Below are 23,307 nucleotides of genomic sequence, written 5' to 3'. Positions count from 1 at the left end.
GTTCTACTTGAATCTCCACATATCCAGGACCGCTCGGCCCGCCGTCCTGCGGCAGCCGCTGCCCGCTCCCTGGTGTACATCCGCACGGCTCCGACCCCAGGGGGTTCCAGTGACGGACGAAGCACGGCTCGTCGAGTACATCCGCACGATGACGGGCGATCTTCGCAAGGCGCACAGACGGCTCAAACAGCTGGAGGACGCCGACAGCGAACCCATAGCCGTCGTCGGCATCGGCTGCCGCTTCCCCGGCGGTGTCACCGGCCCCGACGACCTGTGGCGGCTGGTGGACGAGGACCGGGACGCCGTCGGGGCCATGCCCGACGACCGGGGCTGGGACTTCGAGGCCCTGTTCGCCGACGGCGACGACCGGCTCGGCACCAGCCGTGCCCGGGAAGGTGCCTTCCTGTACGACGCGGGCGAGTTCGACGCCGGCTTCTTCGGGATCTCACCGCGCGAGGCCCTCGCGATGGACCCGCAGCAGCGGTTGCTGCTGGAGGTGTCCTGGGAGGCGCTGGAGCACGCCCAGATCGTGCCCGCCACGCTCGCCGGCAGCCGCACCGGTGTGTACGCCGGGCTCATGTACCACGACTACGGCGGCGAGCTGTCCACCCTGCCCGACGAGGCCCAGGGGCTGCTCAGCACCGGCATCGCCGGCAGCGTCGTCTCCGGTCGCGTCGCCTACACCCTCGGCCTGGAGGGCCCGGCCCTCACCGTGGACACGGCCTGCTCCTCCTCCCTGGTCACCCTGCACCTGGCGGCCCAGGCACTGCGCGCCGGTGAGTGCGAGCTGGCACTGGCCGGCGGTGTCACCGTCATGTCCAGCCCGTTCACCTTCGTCGAGAGCACCCGGCAGGGGAACGTGGCCCCCTACGGCCGTTGCCGCTCGTTCGCGGACGCAGCCGACGGCACCGCGTGGGGCGAGGGCGCGGCCGTCCTGGTCGTGGAGCGGCTCTCGGACGCCCGGCGCCACGGTCACCAGGTCCTCGCCGTGATCCGCGGCACCGCCGTCAACCAGGACGGCGCGTCCAACGGGCTGACCGCTCCCAACGGCCCTTCCCAACAGCGCGTCATCCGGCAGGCGTTGGCCAACGCCCGGCTGACCGCCGCCGACGTCGACGTCGTCGAGGGGCACGGCACCGGCACGCGGCTCGGCGACCCCGTGGAGGCGCAGGCGCTGCTGGCCACGTACGGCGCGGAGCGGCCCGACGGGCAGCCGCTGTGGCTGGGGTCGGTGAAGTCCAACCTGGCCCATCCCCAGGCCGCCGCCGGGGCCGCCGGGGTCATCAAGATGGTGATGGCGATGCGGCACGGGCGCCTGCCCCGCACCCTCCACGTCGACCGGCCGACGCCCCAGGTGGACTGGACCGCCGGGGCCGTCGAACTCCTCACCGAGCCCCGCGACTGGCCCGACCTCGGCCGCCCCCGGAGGGCCGCCGTCTCGTCGTTCGGCGTGGGCGGCACGAACGCGCACGTGATCATCGAACAGGCCCCGGTGGATGGGGAGTCGGCCGGGGATGAGGCGGGGGAGCCGGAGGGGGCCGCTGTGGGGGGTGTCCCTGGCCGGACGCTGACCGCCGCGGGCACGGGCACGGGCAGGGGCACGGGCACGGGCGTGGGCGCGGGGGCGGGGGCCAGGTCGGCGGGAGCTGCGGCCGACGCCTTCGGGCGACCCGCAGCCGATGCCGTACCGGCCGGGGGGCCCGCGGCCGCCGCCGAGAAACGGCGTGACGATACCGAGAAGCAGGGCGAGGAGCAGCGCGCCGGCTTCGCGAACCAGCGTGCTGCCGACGAGATCCGGCGTGACGGGACCGTGGACCAGCGTGTTGTCGGCGAGGAGCGGCGTGCCGGCAGTGAGAACCGGCGTGGCGGGACCGCGGACCACCGCGCTGTCGGCGAGGAGCGGCGTGCCGTCGCCGCGAACCAGCGTGCCCTCACCCCGGCCGTCCCGGCGCTGCCCGCCGTGCCCGTGTTCGTCTCCGCGCGTGATGGCGAAGCACTGCGGGCGCAGGCCGCCCGGTTGCACGAGTATGTGACCCCTGCCACCGGAGCCGACGCCCCCCGCCTCCTCGATGTCGGCCTCGCCACCGCCACCACACGCGCCGCGCTCGAACACCGGGCCGTGGTGGTCGCGACGGACGCCGACGACCTCGGCCGTGCCCTGACGGCCCTGGCCGCCGGGGAGCCCGCACCCGGCCTGGTGACGGCCCTGGCCGACGAGCAGGTCTGCGCCTTCCTGTTCACCGGACAGGGCGCCCAACGACCGGGCATGGGGCGGGAGTTGCACGCCGTTTTCCCGGTCTACGCCGACGCCCTCGACGCGGTCTGCGCCGAGCTCGACGGACACCTCGAACAGCCCCTGCGGCCCCTGATGTTCGCCGAGCCCGGCAGTGACGCGGCGGCGCTGCTGGACGAGACCCAGTACACGCAGGCGGCGACCTTCGCCATGGAGGTGGCGCTCTTCCGGCTGGTGGAGAGCTGGGGGGTGACGCCCCGGTACCTGGCCGGGCACTCCATCGGCGAACTCGCCGCCGCCCATGTGTCCGGCATGCTGGCGCTGCCCGACGCGTGCGCCCTGGTGGCGGCACGCGGCCGGCTCATGCAGGCCCTGCCGAGCGGCGGCGCCATGGTGGCCCTGGAGGCCACCGAGCAGGAGGTCGCGCCGCTCCTCGCCGGCCAGGAGGCAGCCGTCGCCCTGGCCGCCGTCAACGGTGAGCGTTCCGTGGTGGCCTCGGGCACGGCCGCGGCGGTCGCGTCGATCGCCGGGCACTTCTCCGGCCTCGGCCGCCGCACCCGCCGTCTGCGGGTGTCCCACGCCTTCCACTCGCCACTGATGGACCCCATGCTCGACGAGTTCCGTGACGTCGTGGGGAAGCTGGAGTTCCGTCCGCCGGCCGTTCCCGTCGTCTCCAGCGTCACCGGCGCCCTCCAGGGCGACGAGGAGTGGCGGTCGCCGGACTACTGGGCCCGCCAGGTCCGGGACACCGTGCGCTTCCACGACGTGACCCGCGCGCTGCGGGAGGCGGGCGTCACCGCACAGGTCGAACTGGGCCCGGACGCCGCGCTCACCGCCATGGCGGACGGCGACGAGGGCGCCCTCCGGCCCGTGGCGGCGCAGCGGCGGGACCAGCCCGAGACCCGCGCGCTCGTGACCGCGCTCGCGCAACTGCACGCCCGTGGCGTCCCGGTGGACTGGGCGGCCTTCTTCGCCGGCCGGGGCGCACGACGGGTACCCCTGCCGACGTACGCCTTCCAGCGACGGCACTACTGGCTACGGCCCAAGCCGGGCGCTGCGGCCACCACGGGCGCGGCCGGACTGCCCACCGCCGGACACCCCCTGCTGGGCGCCGCCGTCACCGTGGCGGGCACCGGCACCCTGCTGCTGACCGGACGACTCGGCCTGGACACCCATCCGTGGCTGGCCGACCACGCGGTGGGCGGCTCGGTCCTCGTCCCCGGCACCGCACTCCTGGAACTCGCCCTGCACGCCGCCTCCCGCCTGGAGGCCACCACCCGTACGGCGCTGGCGGTCGGCGAACTCGTCCTACAGGCCCCCCTGGTCCTGCCCGCCACCGGCGGCGTCCGGGTCCAGGTCGTCGTCTGCGAACCCGACGCCGACGGCCGGTGCGCCTTCCGCGTGGTCTCCCAGCCGGAGACCGCCGACGGCGACACATGGACCACCCACGCCGACGGCGTCCTCGGCGCCGAACAACCCGGCGGCGACGCGGAGACGGCGGCCCCCTGGCCCCCGGCCGACGCCACGCCCGTGGACACCGCCTCGCTCTACGCCGACTTCGCGGCCGGCGGCTTCGCCTACGGCCCGTCCTTCCAGGGCGTGCGACGCGCCTGGCGGCACGGCGACGACGTGTACGCGGAGGTCGCCCTGCCCGAACCGGTCGCCAGCGCCGCCGACTTCGCGCTCCACCCCGCGCTCGCCGACGCCGCCCTGCACGCCGCCGTGTTCGCGGGCGGCCCGTTCGCCGAGGCGGCCGGTGAGGCCCGGTTGCCGTTCGTCTGGGACGGCGTGACCCTGCACGCCACCGGCGCCACCGCGCTGCGCGTGCACATCACCCCCACCGGCCCGGACAGCTTCGCCCTCGCGCTCGCCGACCCCACGGGCACCCCTGTGGCGACGATCCGCTCGCTGACCGTCCGCGCCGCACCCGACCTCGCCGCCCCCGCCCCGGCCGCGTCGACGGACGACCTCCACCTGCCCGGCTGGGAGGAGGTCCCGCTGCCGGCCGAACCCGCGGCCCCGGCCGACCGCTGGGCCCTCGCCGGAGACCCCGGCCGCCTGCCCGACCTGCCGGAGGCCACCCACCGTCCCGACCCCTTCGCCGCCGCTCGGGAGGCCGACCAGGTCGTCCTCGCCCTCGAAGCCGCACTGCCCGCCGGCACCGAGCCGGGCGACGTGGCGGCCGTGGCGGCAGTCCACCACGTCACCGAGCAGGCCCTCGACACCGTACGGCGCTGGCTCGCCGACTCCGCCGACGGTGGCGCCGCCCGGCTGATTGTGCTGCTGCGCGGCGCCGTACGCGTCGGCGACGAGGAGGACGCCCCCGATCCGGTCGCCGCCGCCGTGTGGGGCCTGCTGGGTTCCGCCGCGCACGAGAACCCCGACCGGATCGCCGTCGTCGACTGGGACGGTGACGAGGCGTCGGCCGCCGTCCTCACCCGGGCCGTGGCGTTCCCCGAACCCCGCCTCGCCCTGCGCGCCGGCACCGTCCACGCGCCCCGGCTGCTCCCCCTCACCCGCGACTCCGCGCTGCTGCCACCGCCCGGGCCCGGCCCCTGGGTCCTCGACCGGGCGGCCGACGGCGCCACCATCGACGACCTCGCGCTCGTCCCCGCCCCCGACGGCCTCGGCGCACCACTCGGCCCCGGCCAGGTGCGGGTCGAGGTCCGCGCCTCCGGCGTGAACTTCCGGGACGTCGTCGTCGCCCTCGGCCTCGTCGACGGACTGCGCGGCCTCGGCGGTGAACTCGCCGGCGTGGTCACCGCCGTGGGTCCCGACGTGACCGGCGTCGAACCCGGTGACCGCGTCCTCGGGCTCGGCCCCGCCACCTTCGGCCCGGTCGCCGTCACCGACCACCGCTGGCTCGCCCCGATGCCCGACGGCTGGACCTTCGAACAGGCCGCCGCCGTACCCATCGCCTACCTCACCGCCTACTACGGCCTCGTGGACCTCGCGGGCGTCCAGCCCGGCCGGCGCGTGCTCGTCCACGCCGGCGCCGGCGGCGTCGGCACCGCCGCCGTCCAGCTCGCCCGGCACCTGGGCGCCGAGGTGTACGCCACCTCCAGCGCCGGAAAGCGGCACGTCCTGCGGGCCGCCGGGCTCGACGACGCCCACACCGCCGACTCGCGCAGCCTCGACTTCGCCGACCACTTCCGCGAGACCACCGGCGGGCAGGGCATGGACGTCGTCCTGGACTGTCTCGCCGGGGAGTTCGTCGACGCGGGGCTGGGGCTGCTGCCCCGAGGCGGCCACTTCCTGGAGATGGGCAAGACCGACATCCGCGACCCGCAGGCCGTGTCCGCCGCCCACCCCGGCGTCACCTACCAGGCGTACGACCTCCAGGAGGCGGCCCCCGACCGGATGCGCGAGATGCTCCGGGCGGTCCTCGACCTCTTCGCGCAGGGAGCGCTCACCCCGCCCCCGCTGACCGTCTGGGACATCCGCCGGGCCCGCGAAGCCTTCCGAGCGCTGAGCCAGGCCAGACTGGTCGGCAAGGCCGTCCTCACCGTCCCCCGCCGCACCGACCCCACGGGCACCTTCGTCGTCACCGGGGCGAGCGGCCACCTGGGCGGCCTCGTCGCCCGCCATCTGGTCGCCCGTCACGGCGCCCGGCATCTGCTGCTGCTCAGCCGCCGGGGCCCCGACGCCCCGAGGGCCGCCGAACTGGAGGCCGAACTGCGCGCGGCCGGCGCCGCCGACGTCACGACCCTCTCCTGCGACACCGCCGACCGCGACGCACTGCGCGCCGCACTGGCCGGCCTGCCGCCCGACCGGCCGACCACGGCGATCGTGCACACCGCCGGCGTCCTCGACGACGGCATCGCCGCCGGACTCACCGACGACCAACTCCACCGCGTCCTGCGCCCCAAGACCGACGCCGCCGCCCACCTCGACGCCGTCACCCGCGAACTCGGCCACGACCCGGCCCTGTTCGCGCTGTTCTCCTCCGCCTCCGGCTTCACCGGCAACCCGGGCCAGGCCAACTACGCCGCCGCGAACGTCTGTCTGGACGCCCTCGCCGCACAGCGCAGGGCCCGAGGCCTCGCCGGCGTCTCCCTGCTCTGGGGAGCCTGGGAGCAGACAGGCGACGGCATGACCGCCGGCCTCGGCGACACCGACCAGCGACGCATGGCCCGGACCGGGCTGCGCGCCCTCGGCCCGGACCAGGGACTCGCCCTGTTCGACGCCGCCCTCGGGGCGGACGCCGACGCGGTCGCCCCCCTGGCGCTGGACACCGCCGCCCTGCGCGCACAGGCCGAGGCGGGCACCCTGCCCACCGTCTTCCGCGGCCTCGTCCAGGCTCCCGTCCTGCGGCGCGCCGCCGTCGCGGGTGTCAAGGAACCCGCCCTGGCCGAGCGGCTGGCCGCCCTCTCCGACACCGAACGGGACCGGCTGCTGCTGGACCTCATCACCACGCACACCGCCACCGTCCTCGGCCACGGCTCACCCGCGTCCCTCGGCTCCCAGCGGACCTTCCGCGAACTCGGCTTCGACTCCCTGACCGCCGTGGAACTGCGCAACAGCCTCGGCGCCGCGACCGGACTGAGGCTGCCCGCCACCCTCGTCTTCGACCACCCCACCCCCCAGGCGCTGGCGGAACTGCTGCGCGCCGAACTCGCCCCGCCCCAGGCGTCACCGGCCCAGGAGGCGCTGGCCCTGCTCGACGGCCTCTTCCGGCACCTGGGGGCCGTCTCCTCCGACGACCCGGACCGCAGGCACCTCGACGAACGACTCCGCCAGGTCCTGGAGACCTGGCGCCGGCCCGACGGCACGGCCACCGACACCGACACCGACACCGACCACGACCTCGACACGGCCTCAGACGACGACCTCTTCGCCATGGTCGACGACGGAGCCCGGCTGCCCTGACCCGGACGGCACCCGCCCGCCCGGCGGGCCTCACCCCCCCCCGCCGGGCAGGCACCCACCCCCCACCTCGAGGAAAGTGACGCATGTATGACCAGCACACCCGCCGAACCCGGCAGCGCCACCGAGAGCAAGCTCCGCGACTACCTCAGGCGGGCCATAGCCGACGCCCGTGAGCTGCGCGAGCGGCTGCGTCAGACCGAGGACCGGGTACGGGAGCCGATCGCCGTCACCGGCATGGCCTGCAGGTTCCCCGGCCAGGTCGCCTCCCCGGACGACCTGTGGCAGCTGGTGGCCGGCGCGGTGGACGCGATCGGCCCCTTCCCGCGCGACCGGGGCTGGCCGCTGGAGGACCTGTACGCGGCGGCCGGCGGCGCCTCCTCATCGGCGACCCTGGAAGGCGGCTTCCTCGACGATCCGGCCGGCTTCGACGCGGAGTTCTTCGGCATCTCGCCGCGCGAGGCGCTGGCCATGGACCCGCAGCAGAGGCTGCTGCTGGAAGTGTCCTGGGAGGCGGTGGAGCGGGCCGGCATCGACCCGTCGTCGCTGCGCGGCAGCCGCACCGGCGTCTTCCTCGGCGGCGGGACGGAGGACTTCGTCGGTCTGCTGGCGATGTGCCGGGACTCCGAGGAGGCCTCGTCGCTGACCGGCACGACCAGCAGCGTCATGTCCGGCCGGGTGGCGTACACCCTCGGCCTGGAGGGCCCGGCGCTGACCGTCGACACGGCCTGCTCCTCCTCCCTCGTCACCCTGCACCTCGCCGTACAGGCGCTGCGGATGGGGGAGTGCGACCTCGCGCTCGCCGGAGGCGTGGCCGTGATGTCGACTCCCGGCATCTTCCCCGAGTTCGCCCGCCAGGGCGGCCTCGCCTCCGACGGCCGCTGCAAGGCGTTCGCGGACACGGCCGACGGCACCGGCTGGGGCGAGGGCGTGGGGGTGCTGATGGTGGAGCGCCTGTCCGACGCCCGCCGCCACGGCCGCCCGGTGCTGGCGGTGATCCGTGGCTCGGCGGTCAACCAGGACGGTGCCTCCAACGGGCTCACGGCGCCGAACGGCCCCTCGCAGCAGCGCGTGATCCGGGACGCGTTGGTGAACGCGGGGCTGTCCCCGTCGGACGTGGACGCGGTGGAGGCCCACGGCACCGGTACCCGGCTCGGCGACCCGATCGAGGCCCAGGCCCTGCTGGCGACCTACGGGCAAGGGCGCCCGGAGGAACGGCCGCTGTGGGTCGGCTCCGTCAAGTCCAACATCGGCCACACCGTGGCGGCCGCGGGCGTCGGCGGTGTGATCAAGACAGTGATGGCACTGAGGCACGGGGTGCTGCCCAAGACCCTGCACGTCTCCGCGCCGACACGACAGGTGGACTGGTCGGCGGGCGCCATGGAGGTGCTGACGGAGGCCCGGGAGTGGCCGGAGACGGGATGTCCCCGCAGGGCAGGGGTGTCGTCCTTCGGGATCAGCGGCACCAACGCCCACGTCATCCTCGAACAGGGCGACGAACTCCCGGACACGCCACCGGAGGAGAGCGTGGGCACCCGGCCCGTGCCCTGGCTGCTCTCCGCACGCGGCGAGAGCGCGCTGCGGTCCCAGGCCACGAAGCTGCTCACCCATCTCCAGGGCCGCCCCGACGTACGGCCGCAGGACGTCGGCCTCTCGTCGACGGTCTCCCGTGCCGCGCTGGAGCATCGGGCCGTGGTGGTCGGTGCGGGCCGTGAAGAGCTGCTGCGGGGCGTGGCGGCGATCGCGGAGGGGCGGCCGGACGCGGGGGTGGTGCGAGGCCGTGTGGCCGGCGGCCCGGGGCCGGTGTTCGTGTTTCCGGGGCAGGGGTCGCAGTGGGCGGGGATGGCGGTGGAACTGCTGGAGAGCTCGCCGGTGTTCGCCGCCCGGATGGGCGAGTGCGAGCGGGCGTTGTCGGCGTTCGTCGACTGGTCGCTCACCGAAGTCCTAGATGAGGCACGCGAGTTGGACCGCGTGGACGTGGTTCAGCCGGTGTTGTGGGCGGTGATGGTGTCGCTGGCGGAGGTGTGGCGGTCGTACGGGGTGGAGCCCGCGGCCGTCGTGGGTCACTCCCAGGGTGAGATCGCTGCCGCTGTCGTCGCCGGGGCGTTGTCGCTGGAGGACGGGGCGCGGGTGGTGGCGTTGCGGTCCAGGGCGATCCTGGCCCTGTCCGGCCGGGGCGGGATGGCGTCCGTACAACTGCCGGTCGACGAGGTGCGCGAGTTGTCCGCGCCGGCCGACGGACGGGTGGAGGTCGCGGCGGTCAACGGCCCGTCGTCGGTGGTGGTGGCCGGCCCGCCCGAAGGTCTGGACGAGGTGATCGCCGAGGCGGAGGCCCGGGGCGCCCGGGCCCGGCGCATCGCGGTGGACTACGCCTCCCACTCCGCCCATGTGGAGGAGGTCCGCGAGGAGTTGGCAGGCCTGCTGGCCCCCGTGGCACCGACGTCCTCCCGCGTGGCGTTCTACTCGTGCGTCACCGGTGGCCGGCTCGACACGGCCGGGCTGGACGGCGCGTACTGGTTCCGCAATCTGCGGCAGCCGGTGAGGTTCGAGGAGACGACACGGGCCCTGCTGGAGCAGGGACACGGGCTGTTCGTGGAGGTGAGCCCACACGCGGTGCTGACCGGTGCCGTGCAGGAGACGGCGGAGGCGGCCGGGCGCGAGATCGCGGTCACCGGCACGTTGCGTCGTGGAGAGGGCGGGCCGGAGCGGCTGCTGCTGTCGCTGGGCGAGGCGTACGTACGCGGGGCCCCGGTCGACTGGCAGCCGTGTTTCGACGGGACCGGGGCGCGGGGCGTGGACCTGCCCACGTACGCCTTCCAGCGCCGGCGCTACTGGACGGAGATGCCCGCCGCGCGGTTCGGCGACGCGGCCCTCGCCGGACTCGGCCGGGTCGAACATCCCCTGCTCGGCGCGGCGGTGGAGCCGGCCGACGCGGACCTCACGGTGTTCACCGGGCGGCTCTCGCCCAAGGACCAGCCCTGGACGGCCGACCACGTGGTGCACGGCGCCGTCCTGCTGCCCGGCACGGCCTTGCTGGAACTCGCGCTGTGGGCGGGGGAGCGGCTGGGCACTCCTCGGGTCGACGAACTCGTCCTGGCGGCACCGCTGTCGCTGAGCGAGTCGGAGCCGGCGCAGCTGCAGATCGTCGTGGAGGAGCCGGACGAGGACGGGCGGCGAGCCGTGCGCTTCTTCTCCCGTACGGAGTCGGGCGGTTCCCGTACGGAGCCGGGCGGTGGGGAGTGGACACGGCACGGGAGTGCCGTCCTGAGCGGGGCCCCGCAGCCGGAGTTCGACCTGGGCGCGTGGCCGCCCACCGGGGCCGAACCCGTCGAACTGGACGGCCTGTACGAGAAGATGGCGACCGCCGGGTTCGGGTACGGGCCGGCCTTTCGCGGGCTGCGGGCCGCGTGGCGGCGAGGCGACGAGGTGTTCACCGAGGTCGAGACGGACCCCGCGCACACCGGGGGCGACGGCTTCGTGGCGCACCCGGCGCTCCTGGACGCGGCCCTGCACGGCGCGAGCCTGCTCCCGGGCACGCTGGACGGGGGCGCGCGGCTGCCGTTCTGCTGGTCGGGTGTGACGGCGTACGCGACCGGTGCCGCCTCGCTGCGGGTCCGGCTGGCGCCGGCCGGCACCGACGGATTGTCCCTGCACGCGGTGGACGCGCTCGGCGCGCCCGTCCTCGCCGTCGACGAACTCACCTTCCGGCCGGTCTCCCCCGGCCGGCCGGCCGCGGCGGCACCCGGGGGACCGGACGGACTGCTGCGCGTCGAGTGGCCGGAACTGCCGGTCCGTGTCGCCACCGCCGGGACGTACGCGTGGCTCGGCACGGATGCGGTGGCGGGCCGGCGGGGGTACGGCGACGTGGCGGAGCTGGACGCCGCGCTGACAGCGGGAGAACCGGTGCCCTCGGCGGTGGTCGCGTGCTGCCCCGTCACGGCCGACGAGGACACTCCGGCCGAGGCCGCCGAACGCTCCGCCGCCTGGGGGCTGGACCTGCTGCGGCACTGGCTGGGCGACGGCAGGAACGCGGAGCCGCCGCTGGTGGTGGTCACCCGGGGCGCCGCGCCCGTACCCGGCACGCCGCCGACCGCCACGGGAACCGCCCACGCCGCCCTGGTCGGGCTGCTGCGATCGGCCCAGGCGGAGGCGCCGGGCCGACTCGTCCTGGTGGACGTGACGGACGACGAGTCCCCCACCGGGGAGGCGCTCGCCGGCGGGCCGCCTGCCCGAAAGCCGTCCGTCGATCGCTTGTCGGTCCTGGAGCCGACCGCCGACGGGCCGGCCGCCCGAAAGCCGTCCGTCGACGGGTCGTCTGGCTTGGAGCCGTTCGTCGACGGGGCGCCCGCGCCGAAGCTGTCCGTCGGGGGTTTGTCCGCCGGTTCGGTCACGCCTGCCGAGGCTCTGCCTGCTTCCGAGCCGTCCGCCGTAGGGGCGCCCGTCCTGGCCCTGTCCGCTGAGGGCCGATCTGTTGAGGGCCTACCCTCCCCGGCCACGCTCGCCAAGGGCCTGCCCGCCCCCGCCCCGTCCCCCGGCGGTTCCCTCACCCCCGCCCTGCTCGATGCCGCCCTCGCGGCCGGTGAACCCGAGGTCGCCGTGCGTGGTGGCAGGGTTCACGGGCGGCGGCTGGTGCGGGTCGACGGGGAGTCGGATGTGCTGCGTCCGCCCTTCGGGGTCGCGCAGTGGCGGCTGGACGTCACCGAGCCGGGCTCCTTCGGCAACCTGGCGCTCGTGCCCGACGAGGAAGGCACGGCCGAACTCGCCGAGGGGCAGGTGCGGGTGGCCGTGCGGGCGGCCGGGCTGAACTTCAGGGACACCCTCATCGCGCTCGGCATGTATCCGGACCGGGCCCGGCTCGGGAGCGAGGGATGCGGGGTGGTGACCGAGGTGGGGCCCGGCGTCTCGTGGCTCTCGCTCGGTGACCGGGTGATGGGCACGCTCGACACCCCGTTCGCCCCGCTGTCCGTCGCCGACGCCCGGCTGCTCGCTCCGGTGCCCGACGCATGGACCGAGACGCAGGGCGCCTCGGCCACGGTCGCGTTCCTGACCGCGTACTACGGCCTGGCGGACCTCGGCGGGCTGCGCGCCGGCCAAAGGGTCCTGATCCACGCGGGGGCGGGCGGCGTGGGCTCCGCCGCCGTCCAACTCGCCCGCCGGCTGGGGGCCGAGGTGTACGCGACGGCCTCCCGGCCCAAGTGGGACGCGCTGCGCGCGGCAGGTCTCGACGACGCGCACATCGCGGACTCACGCACCCTGGAGTTCCGCGACGCGTTCCTCGCCGCCACCGACGGCCGTGGCATGGACGTCGTCCTCAACTGTCTGGCGGGGGAGTTCACCGACGCATCCCTCGAACTGCTGCCGCACGGTGGGCGGTTCGTCGAGATGGGCAAGACCGATCTGAGGGACCCGAGACGTGTCGCCGCCGAGTGCCCGAAGGTCGGGTACCTGCCGTTCGACCTGGCCGACGCGGGCCCGGAACGGATCCGGGAGATCCTGCGGGAGCTGGGCCCGCTGTTCGCCGACGGCACGCTCACCCCGCCCCCGGCGACCGTGTGGGACGTCCACCACGCCCCGCGCGCGTTCCGGGCGCTGGCCCAGGCCACCCTGGTCGGCAAGGCCGTACTGACCCTGCCGCCCGCCGGGTTCGCACCGGACGAGACCGTCCTCGTCACCGGCGGCACCGGCACCCTCGGCGCCCTGGTCGCCCGCCGCCTCGTCACCCACCACGCGGCCCGGCATCTGCTCCTCCTGTCCCGCTCGGGGCCGGAAGCGGCCGAGGCGCGGGCGTTGCGTGCCGAACTCGCCGAAACGGGCGCCGAGGTCGAGGTCGTGGCCGGCGACATCGCCGACCCCGGCGCGGCGGAACGCCTCCACGGCCTCCTCGCGCACCTCGGGGTGCGGCTGGGCGGCGTGGTGCACTGCGCGGGGACCACCGACGACGGGGCGCTCGGCTCGCTCACGGCGGACAGGCTCAGCGGTGTGCTCCGGCCGAAGACGTACGGCACCTGGAACCTGCACCGGCTCACCGAACTCCACCCGGAGGTACGGCGGTTCGTGCTGTTCTCCTCGGCCGCCGCCACCGTCGGCCCACCGGGCCAGGCGAACTACGCGGCCGCGAACGCCTTCCTGGACGCCCTCGCCCACCGGCGGCGGGCGCAGGGCCTGCCCGCCGTGTCCATCGGGTGGGGGCTGTGGGAACAGAGCAGTGCCCTGACGGCCCATCTGGACGCCACCGATCACCGGCGGCTGCGGGCCGGCGGCTTCCGGCCCCTGTCCACCGGCGAGGCGCTCGCCCTGTTCGACGAGGCGCTGCTCGGCCGGGCCTCGGGGCCCGCCGTCGTGGCGGCGCCCGTGGACGGCGCGGCCCTGCGGGCGCGGCACGCGCGTGAGCCGCTGCCCGCGCTGTTCCAGCCCCTCCTCGGCCCGACCGCCGCCCGCGCGCGACGCCGGACCGCCGCCCAGGAGACGCACGAGCCCGGAGAGGCGCTGCGCAGGCGTCTGGCGGCCATGCCGGAGGAGCGGCGCACCAGCGCCCTGCTCACACTCGTGCGCGGCGAGGTCGCCGCCGTGCTCGGGCACGCCACCGCGGGGCTGGTCGACACGGGCCGGTCGTTCCGCGAGATGGGCTTCGACTCGCTCACCGCCGTCGAGCTGCGAAACCGGCTCAATGCCGCCACCGGACTGCGACTTCCGGCCACCCTGGTCTTCGATCACCCACGGCTCGACGCGCTCGCCGCCCATGTGTCGGCGGAACTCGCGCCGGGCGGGGCCCGGGCGGCGGCCGCGCCGGACGGAGGCGGACAGGAGGCTGAGATCCGCAGCCTCATCCTGTCCGTCCCCTTGGCACGACTGCGCGAGAGCGGTCTGCTCGACCCGTTGCTCGCCCTCGCCGCGGGCCGGACGGCACCACCGGGCGCGGCCCCGCGCACGGAACCGGACCCGAGCGACGAGATTCGCGCCATGGACGCGGCGGCACTGGTGGAAATGGCCAGATCCCTTTCCGCGGAAGGTGAAACCGGCAGGGAACTGACGCGTAATCATCCTTCCCACTGAACTCTGAGAATCTTTACACGCCGCATCCGGAGCGTTTCCGGAATGCTCACTTCCATGGTTGCTGTGCCTTGGCTATGTTGGTTGCCGAGTCCGCAGCGACCGCTGGTCGGGGCGGCGGAGCAGGTCTTACGTGGTATCGCTCGTCTTACCGATGCGGTGTTTGCGGGGGCACCGAAGGCATCGGACAGTTCTACAGACCGTCCGGCGCGCTCTGCGACCGTTCTGGGTTGATTCCACAGAACGCGCAGAACACGGTGGGGTGTGATTGGGGTTAGGTACATGTTGTTTTCTGGCCGAGACGACAAACTGCAACTCATGAAGTCCCTGCTCGCAGAATGTGAACGTGGCACAGCCACCACCGTGGTATTGGAGGGCGGCGCCGGCTGCGGGAAGACCTCCCTCATGGACGGTTTCGCGCACTACGCCGCGGAAACCGGCGCGACCGTTCTCACCGCGGCCGACATCGGCGGCCTCTGCGCGGCGGGGACGGAGAACGCGGCCTCGGCGGGCCTGCCGGAAGGCGAGGAGCCGGCGGAATTAGCCGACCTGATAGCGACGCTGGCCCAGACCTCGACCGTCGTCGTCTGCTTCGACAAGCCCCAGGACCGTGAGGCGCCGCACTGGCGCCGGCTGCTGAAAGCCACCCGGCGACGGCTGCGCAAACACCCCGTCATGCTGGTGCTCACCCTGCTGCCGTTCGGCGGTCGCCAGGCCGACGTGCACTGCGACCTGCTCCGCCAGCCCAACCTTCACCGGATCAGGCTGGGCCTGCTGGACCGGGAACAGACCGTCGAACTCTGCGAGAAGCTCCACGGCGGCCCGCTGGACGACGAAGTCGGCGAGGAACTGCACACCGTGAGCGGCGGCAGCCCGCTCCTCGTCCACGCCCTGGCCGAGGAACTGGACATGCAGGCACGCTCCGGTCTCGGAGCGCCCTGGCCCTACCCGCGTGGTCTGTACGCGCAGGTCGCCGTGGACTGCGTACGCCACAGCGGGCCGCTGGCCGAGTCCGTCGCCCTGGGGATGGCCGCGCTGCGCGAGTTCTCCGACCTCCCCAGCCTGGCGGCCGTGCTGCCCCTGGACGGCGCGGAGATCGTGCGCGGCACGAACCTGCTGCGCGAGGCCGGTCTGGTCGACGGCTGGCGGTTGCGGCATCCGGTGATGGAGGCCGCGGTACTGGAACAGGCGGGCCGCGACCGGCGGTCCGAGGTCCTGCTGCGCACCGCAGAACGACTGCGCGAGCGGGGCGCGGGCGCCCGTGTGACGGCCCGCTATCTGCTGGAGATCGGTCACGTCACCGAGTCGTGGCAGGCGGCCACCCTCCAGCGCGCCGCCGACGAGGCCCTGGCCGTGGACGACACCCCCTTGGCGGTGGCTTGCGTGGAACTCGCCCAGGACTCCACGACCGACTGCTGGGAACGGGCCCGGCTCGCGCTGAAACGTTCCGTTGTACTGCTGCGGACCGAGCCGTGGCGGGTCGAGCAGCGGTATCTGCAGAAGTCCCCGTGGCCGGACTGCGCCCACGGGGCGGGCCCCTGCCCCGCGCACGTGGTGCTGACCGCGCTGCTGCTGATCGGATGCGGGCGGCTGGCGGAGGGCAGGACGATGCTCCGGGGCGTGGTCCCGCCCGCCACCCACTCGGGGGAGGAGGACCTGCGGCGGGACCCCCTCAACGAAGGCTGGCCCTGGTTCTCCTGCCTCACGCCCGGCATACCGGACGCCTGGGCCCTGCGGATGTCGTTCGAGCGGACCGTGTGCGGTGAGGGCCACGACCTCGGCAACCACGTCCAGGCCGACGGTGTCGGCTTCGACGTCTGTCTCACCCACCACCACGTCGGGGCGCGTGCCGTCCGCGAGACCGAGGAGCACCTCGGCGCCTGGACCCTGGGCGACACCACCCTGGCGCTGATCGTGCCCGAGCTGCGCCATCTCACGGCCGCCGGCCGGCCGGATCTGGCCGAGGCTTGGTGCGAGCACTTCCAGCGGGAGGCCGCCGAGCGCGGCGTCGAGGGCTGGCGGCAGCTCTTCACGGCCCTGCGCGCCGAGAGCGCCCTGGCCCGGGGCAGGCTGACGGAGGCGGAGGCATACGCCCGGGAGATCGTGGAGCTGGGCGGGGAGGCGCCGAGCCACTGGCTGTGCGGCGGGGTCCTCACGGTGCTGATCAACGCGTGCACCGCGTCCGGTCAGTACGCGGAGGCCGTCCGGCTGCTCGACCGGCCCGTCCCCGACGGCTTCTTCCGCAGTGTCTACGGGCTGGACTACCTCATGGCCCGGGGCCGGCTCCTGCTGGCGGTGGGCCGGCCGCATCTCGCACTCTCGGACTTCCTGGCCGTGGGCCGGTACTCCGAGCGTTGGGAGCTGTCGCTCAGGCCCCGGCCGACCTGGCGGATCGACGCGGCCGAGGCCTGGCTCGCCCTCGGTAACCTCCGCGAGGCCGAGCAGATGCTGGACGCCCATGAGGCCGAGCCCGACACCGGCGGCGCGCTGGGAACCGGGCTGTGGCTGCGGACGCGGGCCCAGCTCGCGGAGGTGTGCGAGCGGCCGGGGCTGCTCAGCCGGGCCGCCGAACAACTGCAGGCGTCGGGCAACTCCTGGGAACTGGCACGTGTCCTCGTCGACCTCGCGGAGGCCTACCAGGACCTCGACCAGTCCGCCCGCGCCGATCTGACCCTCCGCAAGGCGCAGCAACTGGCCGAGGAGTGCGGGGCCGCCCCGCTGCGGGAGCGGATCGCCTTCCTCGGGCTCGCCGACGGGCGGCAGGGCATTCCGTCCCCGCGGGGGCCCGTCCGGATCCCGGCCCCCGCGGCGAAACTCAGCGAATCGGAAAGGCGCGTCGCGGTGCTCGCGGCCCGGGGCATGACCAACCGGGAGATCTCGACCGAACTCTTCATCACCGTCAGCACGGTCGAACAGCACCTCACCCGCGTCTACAAGAAACTCGACATCACCTCCCGTCAGGAACTGCCACTGCACATGGAACTGGGGTTGCCGGAAACCGCGTGAGCGCGTTTTTCCGGGGTCGTGTAGGGGTTGTCCGCCAGTACGGCCACTGCCAGATTTCTCAGGGACGGTGAATCCGCGATCCGCGTTTTCGTGAATCCCTGAGAAAGCAGAGGTTTCGGCATGGTCAATTTCAAGGTACTGCTGTCCGACGGCCCCTCGTCCTTTCCCGAGGAGGAAAGGATTCAGTTCACGGCCTCGCTGACGGAGAAGATCAAGCACCGGTTCGGTGCGGGATATGAGCATTTCGTCCACAAAGGGGAATTCACCACGATCGACGGCGAAGAGGTCGCCGTCTTCCGCTGGACGACACGGACCGCGATCGCGGAATGAGGAGGCGCGGCCGACATGGGTTCTGTGACTGACGCGGTGCTCGCGGGGGCGGCTCCGGAAGAGCTGGAACGCGCGGCCCTGCCGGAGGAGTTCACCGCCGCCCACCTCCGGGTCGAGGACGTGGACGTCTTCCGGGACGTCGCCGACAAGGACGTACGCAAGACCCTCCGGGTCGGCCCCGTGCCGATGCCGGAGCCGGCGCCCGACGAGGTGCTGATCGCCGTCATGGCCAGCTCGATCAACTACAACACCGTCTGGTCCGCCACCTTCGAACCCCTGCCGACTTTCCGGTTCCTCGCCTCCTACGGGCGGCAGGGCGGCTGGGCCGCCCGCCACGACCAGCCCTACCACGTCCTCGGCTCGGACGCGGCCGGCGTCGTCGTGCGGGTCGGCTCGGCGGTCCGCCGCTGGCGCGTGGGCGACCACGTCCTCGTCAACGCCGCCTGCGTCGACGAGCAGGAGGCCGTCACCCAGGCCGACGGCATGCTCGGCGAGCACCAGCTCGCCTGGGGCTACGAGACCAACTTCGGCGGCCTCGCCCACTACTGCCTGGCCCGCGCGAGCCAGCTCATCCCCAAGCCCGCCCACCTTACCTGGGAGGAGGCCGCGTGCGTGCCCGCCTGCGCCGGCACCTCGTACCGGATGCTCGTCTCGGACCGGGGCGCCCGGATGAAGCAGGGCGACGTGGTGCTGATCTGGGGAGCCACCGGCGGTGTCGGCGCGTACGCCGTGCAGTTCGTGAGGAACGGCGGCGGCATCCCGGTCGGCGTCGTCGGCTCCCCGGAGAAGGCGGAAGCGCTGCGGGCCCTCGGCTGCGACATCGTGATCGACCGCTCGGAGATCGGCATCGGTGAATCGGAGGGCGACGACTTCGAGCAGGCCATCGCCGACGGCAAACGGCTCGGCGCGGTCATCCGCCGGGAGACCGGCGAGGACCCGCACATCGTCTTCGAGCACGTCGGACAGGCCACCTTCGGGATGTCCCTGTTCGTGGTGCGACGCGGCGGCACCGTCGTGACCTGCGGCTCCAGTACCGGCTACCGGCACCGCTACGACAACCGGTACCTGTGGATGAAACTGAAGCGGGTGATCGGCAGCCATGTGGCCAACCTCCACGAACAGTGGGAGTGCGCCCGGCTGTTCGGCCAGGGCCGCATCATGCCGGTGATGTCCTCGCTCTTCCCGCTCCAGGAGGTCGGCGAGGCCACCCGGCTGGTGCAGCGCAACGAACACATCGGCAAGGTCGGCGTCCTGTGCCTCGCCCCCGAACCCGGCCTGGGTGTCACCGACCCCGAACGACGGGCCCGCATCGGCGAGGACCGCCTCAACCCGCTGCGCGCCTTCGCCGCCGACGTGCCCGGCGCCCTGGCGGTGACGCGATGACGAGCCGCATCGGCATCCTCGGCACCGGCTCCTACCTCCCCAAGGAGGAGATCACCAACGAGGAGATCGCCCGCCGCGTCCCCGGCATCACGGCCGAGTGGATCGGCCGCCGCACCCTGATCACCGGACGCCGCTACGCCGCACCGGACGAGGCCACCTCCGACCTTGCCCGGCACGCCGCCACCGCCGCCCTCGGCGACGCGGGCGTCACCGCCGACCGTATCGACCACCTCATCGTCGCCACCTCCACCGGCGACGCCCCCCTGCCGCCCACCTCCTCACTGGTGCAGAGCGCGCTCGGCGCCCACCGCGCCGCCTGCTTCGACATCAACATCGCCTGCGCCGGCTTCGTCTACGCCCTCGACATCGCCCGCGCCCTCGTCGCCCAGCGCCCCGGCTCCCTCGCCCTCGTCATCGGCGCCGACCTGTACTCACGGTTCCTCGACTACACCGACCGGGGCACCGCCGTCCTCCTCGGCGACGCCGCCGGAGCCGCCGTGGTGGGCGCCGTGCCCGAGCCGTACGGCATCCTCGACGTCGAACTCGCCGGCCGGGGCGACGCCCACGAGCTGATCTGGATCGAGGGCGGCGGCAGCCGCGTCCCGGCCTCCGCGGAGACCGTCGCGAACGGCGGGCACTGCCTGCGGATGATCGGACGCGGCGTCGCCGACTTCGTCATGGCGAACGTCCCCCCGATGATCACCCCCCTGCTGGAGCGCACCGGAACGACCCTCGACGAGGTGGCGCACTTCGTGCCGCACCAGGCCAACGGAGTCCTCCTCGGCGAACTCGTCGAACGCTGCGGCCTCACCGGCGCCCGCACCCACACCCCCCTCGTCAAGTACGGGAACATGGGGGCCGCTTCGGTGCCCGTCGCCCTCGACGAGGCCGCCCGCGCACAGCTGCTGGGCGACGGCGAACTGCTGCTGCTCGCCGGATTCGGCGCGGGCATGGCAGCCGGGCTCTGTCTGCTGCGCTGGTCGGCCTGAAGCCCCGACTCCCGTACTTCCGTGTCCCGTACGCCTGGACGCCCTACGCCCGTCATGCCCGGCCCCCTTACAGAAGGAACGTGTGCAGTGACCGAAGCCCCCGCCCCCGCCCCCGACGACGTCGACCTGCCCCTCCCGCGGGAGTGCCCCTACGCGCCGCCCGAGCGGTACGGCGCCTTCCGGGCCACCGGCGCCCCCACACCGGGGCGGCTGTACAACGGCCGGCGCGTCTGGCTCATCACCCGCTACGACCAGGCCCGCGCCGTACTCGGCGACGAGCGCTTCAGCTCCGACATCACCAACCCCGGATACCCCCTCTACGCCGCGGCGTTCGAGGGCTTCCGGGCGTTCCCCCTGCTCAACACGATCGACCCGCCCCTGCACACCGCGCACCGCAAGGCCCTGGTACGGGAGTTCACGCTGCGCCGGGCCGAGGACCTGCGACCCCGGATGGAGAGCAAGGCCGACGAACTGATCGACGCCATGGTCGCCGGGGGCGCATCCGCCGACCTGGTGGGCCAGTTCTCCGAGCCGTTCTCGGCGAGCATCACCTGCTGGGCGCTCGGCATGGAGTACGCGGACATGCAGGCGTGGCTCGCCAGCACCTACTCGGGCGGTGGCACCCCCAAGGACCCCGAACAGGCGGCCGCCGAGGCGGCCAAGGCGATCCTCGCGCTGCAGGAGTACTTCACCCGGTTCGTCGACACCAAGTACGAGACCCCGGGTGACGACCCGATCAGCCGGGTGATCGCCCAGCACGTCACCACCGGGTCGCTCACCAAGGCCGAACTCGTGAGCCTCTGCTTCGTGATCTTCACAGCGGGCCAGAAGCCGGTCCAGACCATGCTGACCGTCGGGGTCGGGATGCTGCTGGAACAGCCCGGCCAACTGGCCCTCGTACGGGACGACCCGGCGCTGCTGCCGGCCGCCGTCGACGAGACGATACGGCTGGTCAGCCCGCTGGACCTGATGCCCCGGGTGGCCCGTGAGGACGTCGAGATCGGCGGACAGCCGATCAGGAAGGGCGAGGGCGTCATCGTCGCGGGGGGCGGCGCCAACCGCGACCCCGCCGAGTTCCCCGTCCCCGACCGGTTCGACGTGCGCCGTGCGGCCCGAGGGCACCTCTCGTTCGGGTCCGGCATCCACCACTGTCTCGGCGCCAACCTGACCCGGGTCGGCCTCGAAGTCGCCTACGGGGCCCTGTTCCGGCGACTGCCGCACCTGCGGCTCGCCACCTCGCTCGACGAGGCCTACACCCTGCCGAGCTGGCACCCCGACATCCCGCGACTGCCGGTCGCCTGGTGATGGACGGCACGGCGAAGTGGCCGCCGACCCCGGGAGGGGGTCGGCGGCCACTTCGCCGTGTGACCGGCGCCCTGGAACGCGGCCACACACGCGCCGGTGGTCAGGTCCGGGTCACGTCGACCAGCAGACGGCGCGGGCCGACCACGTTCTTCGGGTGGTGGTACGCCACCGCGTCGTCCTCCGCCACCACGGTCAGCTTCGGGAACCGGTCGAGCAGCAGGTTCAGTACGATCCGGCCCTCCAGGCGGGCCAGCGGGGCGCCCATGCAGAAGTGGACGCCCTGGCCGAAGCCGAGATGGCGGCCCCGCTGGTCGCGGTGGAGGTCGAAACCGTCCGGGTCGTCGAACCGCTCCGGGTCACGGTTGGCCGCGACCGTCCACAGTGTCAGCACCTGCCCGGCCGGGATCGTCACCCCGCCCACCTGGGACTCCCGCGTGGTCATCCGCACCAGCCGGGAGAAGGCCGGGCGCAGCCGCACCGCCTCCTCGACCGCCGCCGGCACCAGGGACCGGTCCCGGCGCACCTCGGCCAGCGCCCCGGGGTTCTCGTCCAGGCACAGCACCGTGCTGCCGAGCACCGCCGTCGTGGTGATGTGACCCGCCAGCAGCAGCGTGCCGACAAAACCGACGATCTCGTCGTCCTCCAACCGGCCGTCCTCGGTGCGGGCCGTCACCAGCTGGCTGATCAGGTCGTCCCCGGGCGCCGCGCGGCGCATGGCGATCTGCTCCAGCATGTACGCCCGCATCTCCGTGGCCGTCTGCACGAAGGAGAGGATGTTCTCCTCGCTCGGCAGGGCGCTCTCGCCGCCGCCGTTGGCCGAGATGAAGGCCAGACCCCACTTCTCGAAGAGGGGCCGGTCCGCCAGCGGGATGCCCAGCATCTCCGCGATCACGAACACGGGCAGCGGATGGGTGATCGACTCCACGAGATCGAACCGGTCGCGGCCCGCGACCGCGTCCAGCAGACCGGAGGCCAGCTCGGCGATCCGCGGCTCCAGCTCGGCCACCAGTCGCGGCGTGAACGCCTTGCTGACCAGTGAACGCAGCCTGCGGTGCATCGGCGGGTCCATTCCGACGACGTTCCCTTTCGCGATCCAGCCCGTGTCCGGGTGGGTCGGAATGACAGCGGACATGTCACTGGAATATGTCGCCGTATCGGACAGCACCCGGGAGACATCGGCATGGCGGAAAACATGCCAGAGACCGGGGAAGGCGTCGGGAAGAACCGGACTCTCCTGCCGGCTCTTCGTCAGCCAGGCGAGCAGTGACGGAAAGTCGTCCTGTGTTTCGGGCATCGGAGACTGCTGATCGGTGGTCATCGCCTCGCTCCTTCCGGAAGGAACCGGACGGTGAGCCGGCCCCGTCCGCCGGAGCCTAATGACCTCCCGGAACGCCGAACACCCCTAGCCGGTCCGCTCCGCCCCCGCATCACTCGCGACGACCCCCCTAACCGTTCCGTCCGGGCTTGTGCGCCGCAATGCCGAGTCCATAAATTCCCTTCGGTATCAACGGTCCCCCGAACTCCCGGAGTTGGCCATGAGTGCGCAGCCCATTCAGTCCTCGGACGACACGGCACGGGATTCCGTTCCCGCCGCGAGCGGAGAAGTCGTCTTTCCCGGCCGCGGTGAACCGGCGGCGGAAATGCGGCAACTGGATTTCCTGCTGGGGGATTTCCGCATCGAATACACGAACCTGACCACGGAAAAGGTCACCACCGGTGAGGCGACCTGTTCCACCCGCCCCCTCGCCGACGGCCGGTTCTACGAGCTGACACAGCGCGTCCCCGTCCCCGGCCTCGTCGCCACCTGGCTCATCGGCTGGAGCGAGGTGGACAAGGAGTTCACCAGCTTCTACTACGACGACTGGGGCCACCACGGCGTGTTCAGCGGCCCCGGCTGGGTCGACGGCCACTTCAGGCTCACCGGCGACAGCGCGGTCTTCGGCACCCGCCACGGGTTCGTCGAGGACTTCGAGGTGATCGACGACGACCACGTGGTCAAGCACGGCTTCGTCGTCGTCGGCGACGACCTCGTCCCCGGCGACATCCTGCACTTCCACCGGATCTGAGCAGCCGCTACCGGCTGCCGGGCGCCCGCGACGGTTCCCGGCGGCCGGGCACGAGAAACCCGCGGCGCATGCCGTCTCC

The 23,307-nt window shown here is 73.6% G+C and carries 9 protein-coding genes; 8 read left to right on the top strand and 1 reads right to left on the bottom strand.

From position 1 onward, the window contains the following. Positions 1 to 109: 109 nt before the first annotated feature. The 7 genes from ACWD26_RS16735 (at position 110) to ACWD26_RS16705 (ending at position 21,162) form a co-directional block, all read left to right on the top strand. Positions 110 to 7,102, top strand: coding sequence for a type I polyketide synthase (locus tag ACWD26_RS16735; RefSeq protein ID WP_451270610.1), 6,993 nt, complete (start codon positions 110 to 112; stop codon positions 7,100 to 7,102). A gap of 87 nt (positions 7,103 to 7,189) precedes the next feature. After that, positions 7,190 to 14,152, top strand: a complete 6,963-nt coding sequence (locus ACWD26_RS16730; protein WP_451270608.1) for an SDR family NAD(P)-dependent oxidoreductase — start codon at positions 7,190 to 7,192, stop codon at positions 14,150 to 14,152. Between the two features lie 360 nt (positions 14,153 to 14,512). After that, entirely contained in the window at positions 14,513 to 17,155 is a 2,643-nt protein-coding gene (locus tag ACWD26_RS16725) for a helix-turn-helix transcriptional regulator (protein ID WP_451270606.1), read from the top strand. A 120-nt stretch (positions 17,156 to 17,275) separates the two neighbouring features. Continuing rightward, positions 17,276 to 17,485 (top strand): DUF5988 family protein, encoded by a 210-nt coding sequence (locus tag ACWD26_RS16720; protein ID WP_451270604.1) that lies wholly within the window; start codon positions 17,276 to 17,278, stop codon positions 17,483 to 17,485. Between the two features lie 15 nt (positions 17,486 to 17,500). Continuing rightward, complete coding sequence (gene ccrA, locus ACWD26_RS16715; RefSeq protein WP_451270602.1) at positions 17,501 to 18,868, top strand: crotonyl-CoA carboxylase/reductase; 1,368 nt, start codon at positions 17,501 to 17,503, stop codon at positions 18,866 to 18,868. After that, a complete protein-coding gene (locus ACWD26_RS16710; protein WP_451270600.1) occupies positions 18,865 to 19,857 on the top strand; it encodes a 3-oxoacyl-ACP synthase III family protein in 993 nt (330 codons plus the stop codon). The genes ccrA and ACWD26_RS16710 overlap by 4 nt, the downstream gene beginning before the upstream one ends. An 87-nt stretch (positions 19,858 to 19,944) precedes the next feature. Further along, on the top strand, positions 19,945 to 21,162 hold the full coding sequence (locus ACWD26_RS16705; RefSeq protein WP_451270598.1) for a cytochrome P450: 1,218 nt from the start codon (positions 19,945 to 19,947) through the stop codon (positions 21,160 to 21,162). Between the two features lie 100 nt (positions 21,163 to 21,262). Here the strand turns inward: ACWD26_RS16705 and ACWD26_RS16700 are convergent, their stop codons facing one another. Further along, positions 21,263 to 22,480, bottom strand: a complete 1,218-nt coding sequence (locus tag ACWD26_RS16700; RefSeq protein WP_451270596.1) for a cytochrome P450 — start codon at positions 22,478 to 22,480, stop codon at positions 21,263 to 21,265. 217 nt (positions 22,481 to 22,697) lie between these two features. On the opposite strand from ACWD26_RS16700, the gene ACWD26_RS16695 reads away from it, so the two are divergent. After that, entirely contained in the window at positions 22,698 to 23,228 is a 531-nt protein-coding gene (locus ACWD26_RS16695) for an NlmOI (RefSeq protein WP_451270594.1), read from the top strand. Positions 23,229 to 23,307 lie beyond the last annotated feature (79 nt).

It is taken from the genome of Streptomyces sp. NPDC002787 (genome assembly GCF_053592095.1).
Note: the sequence above shows the minus strand (reverse complement) of the source record. Positions and strands in the feature narration are given on the sequence as shown.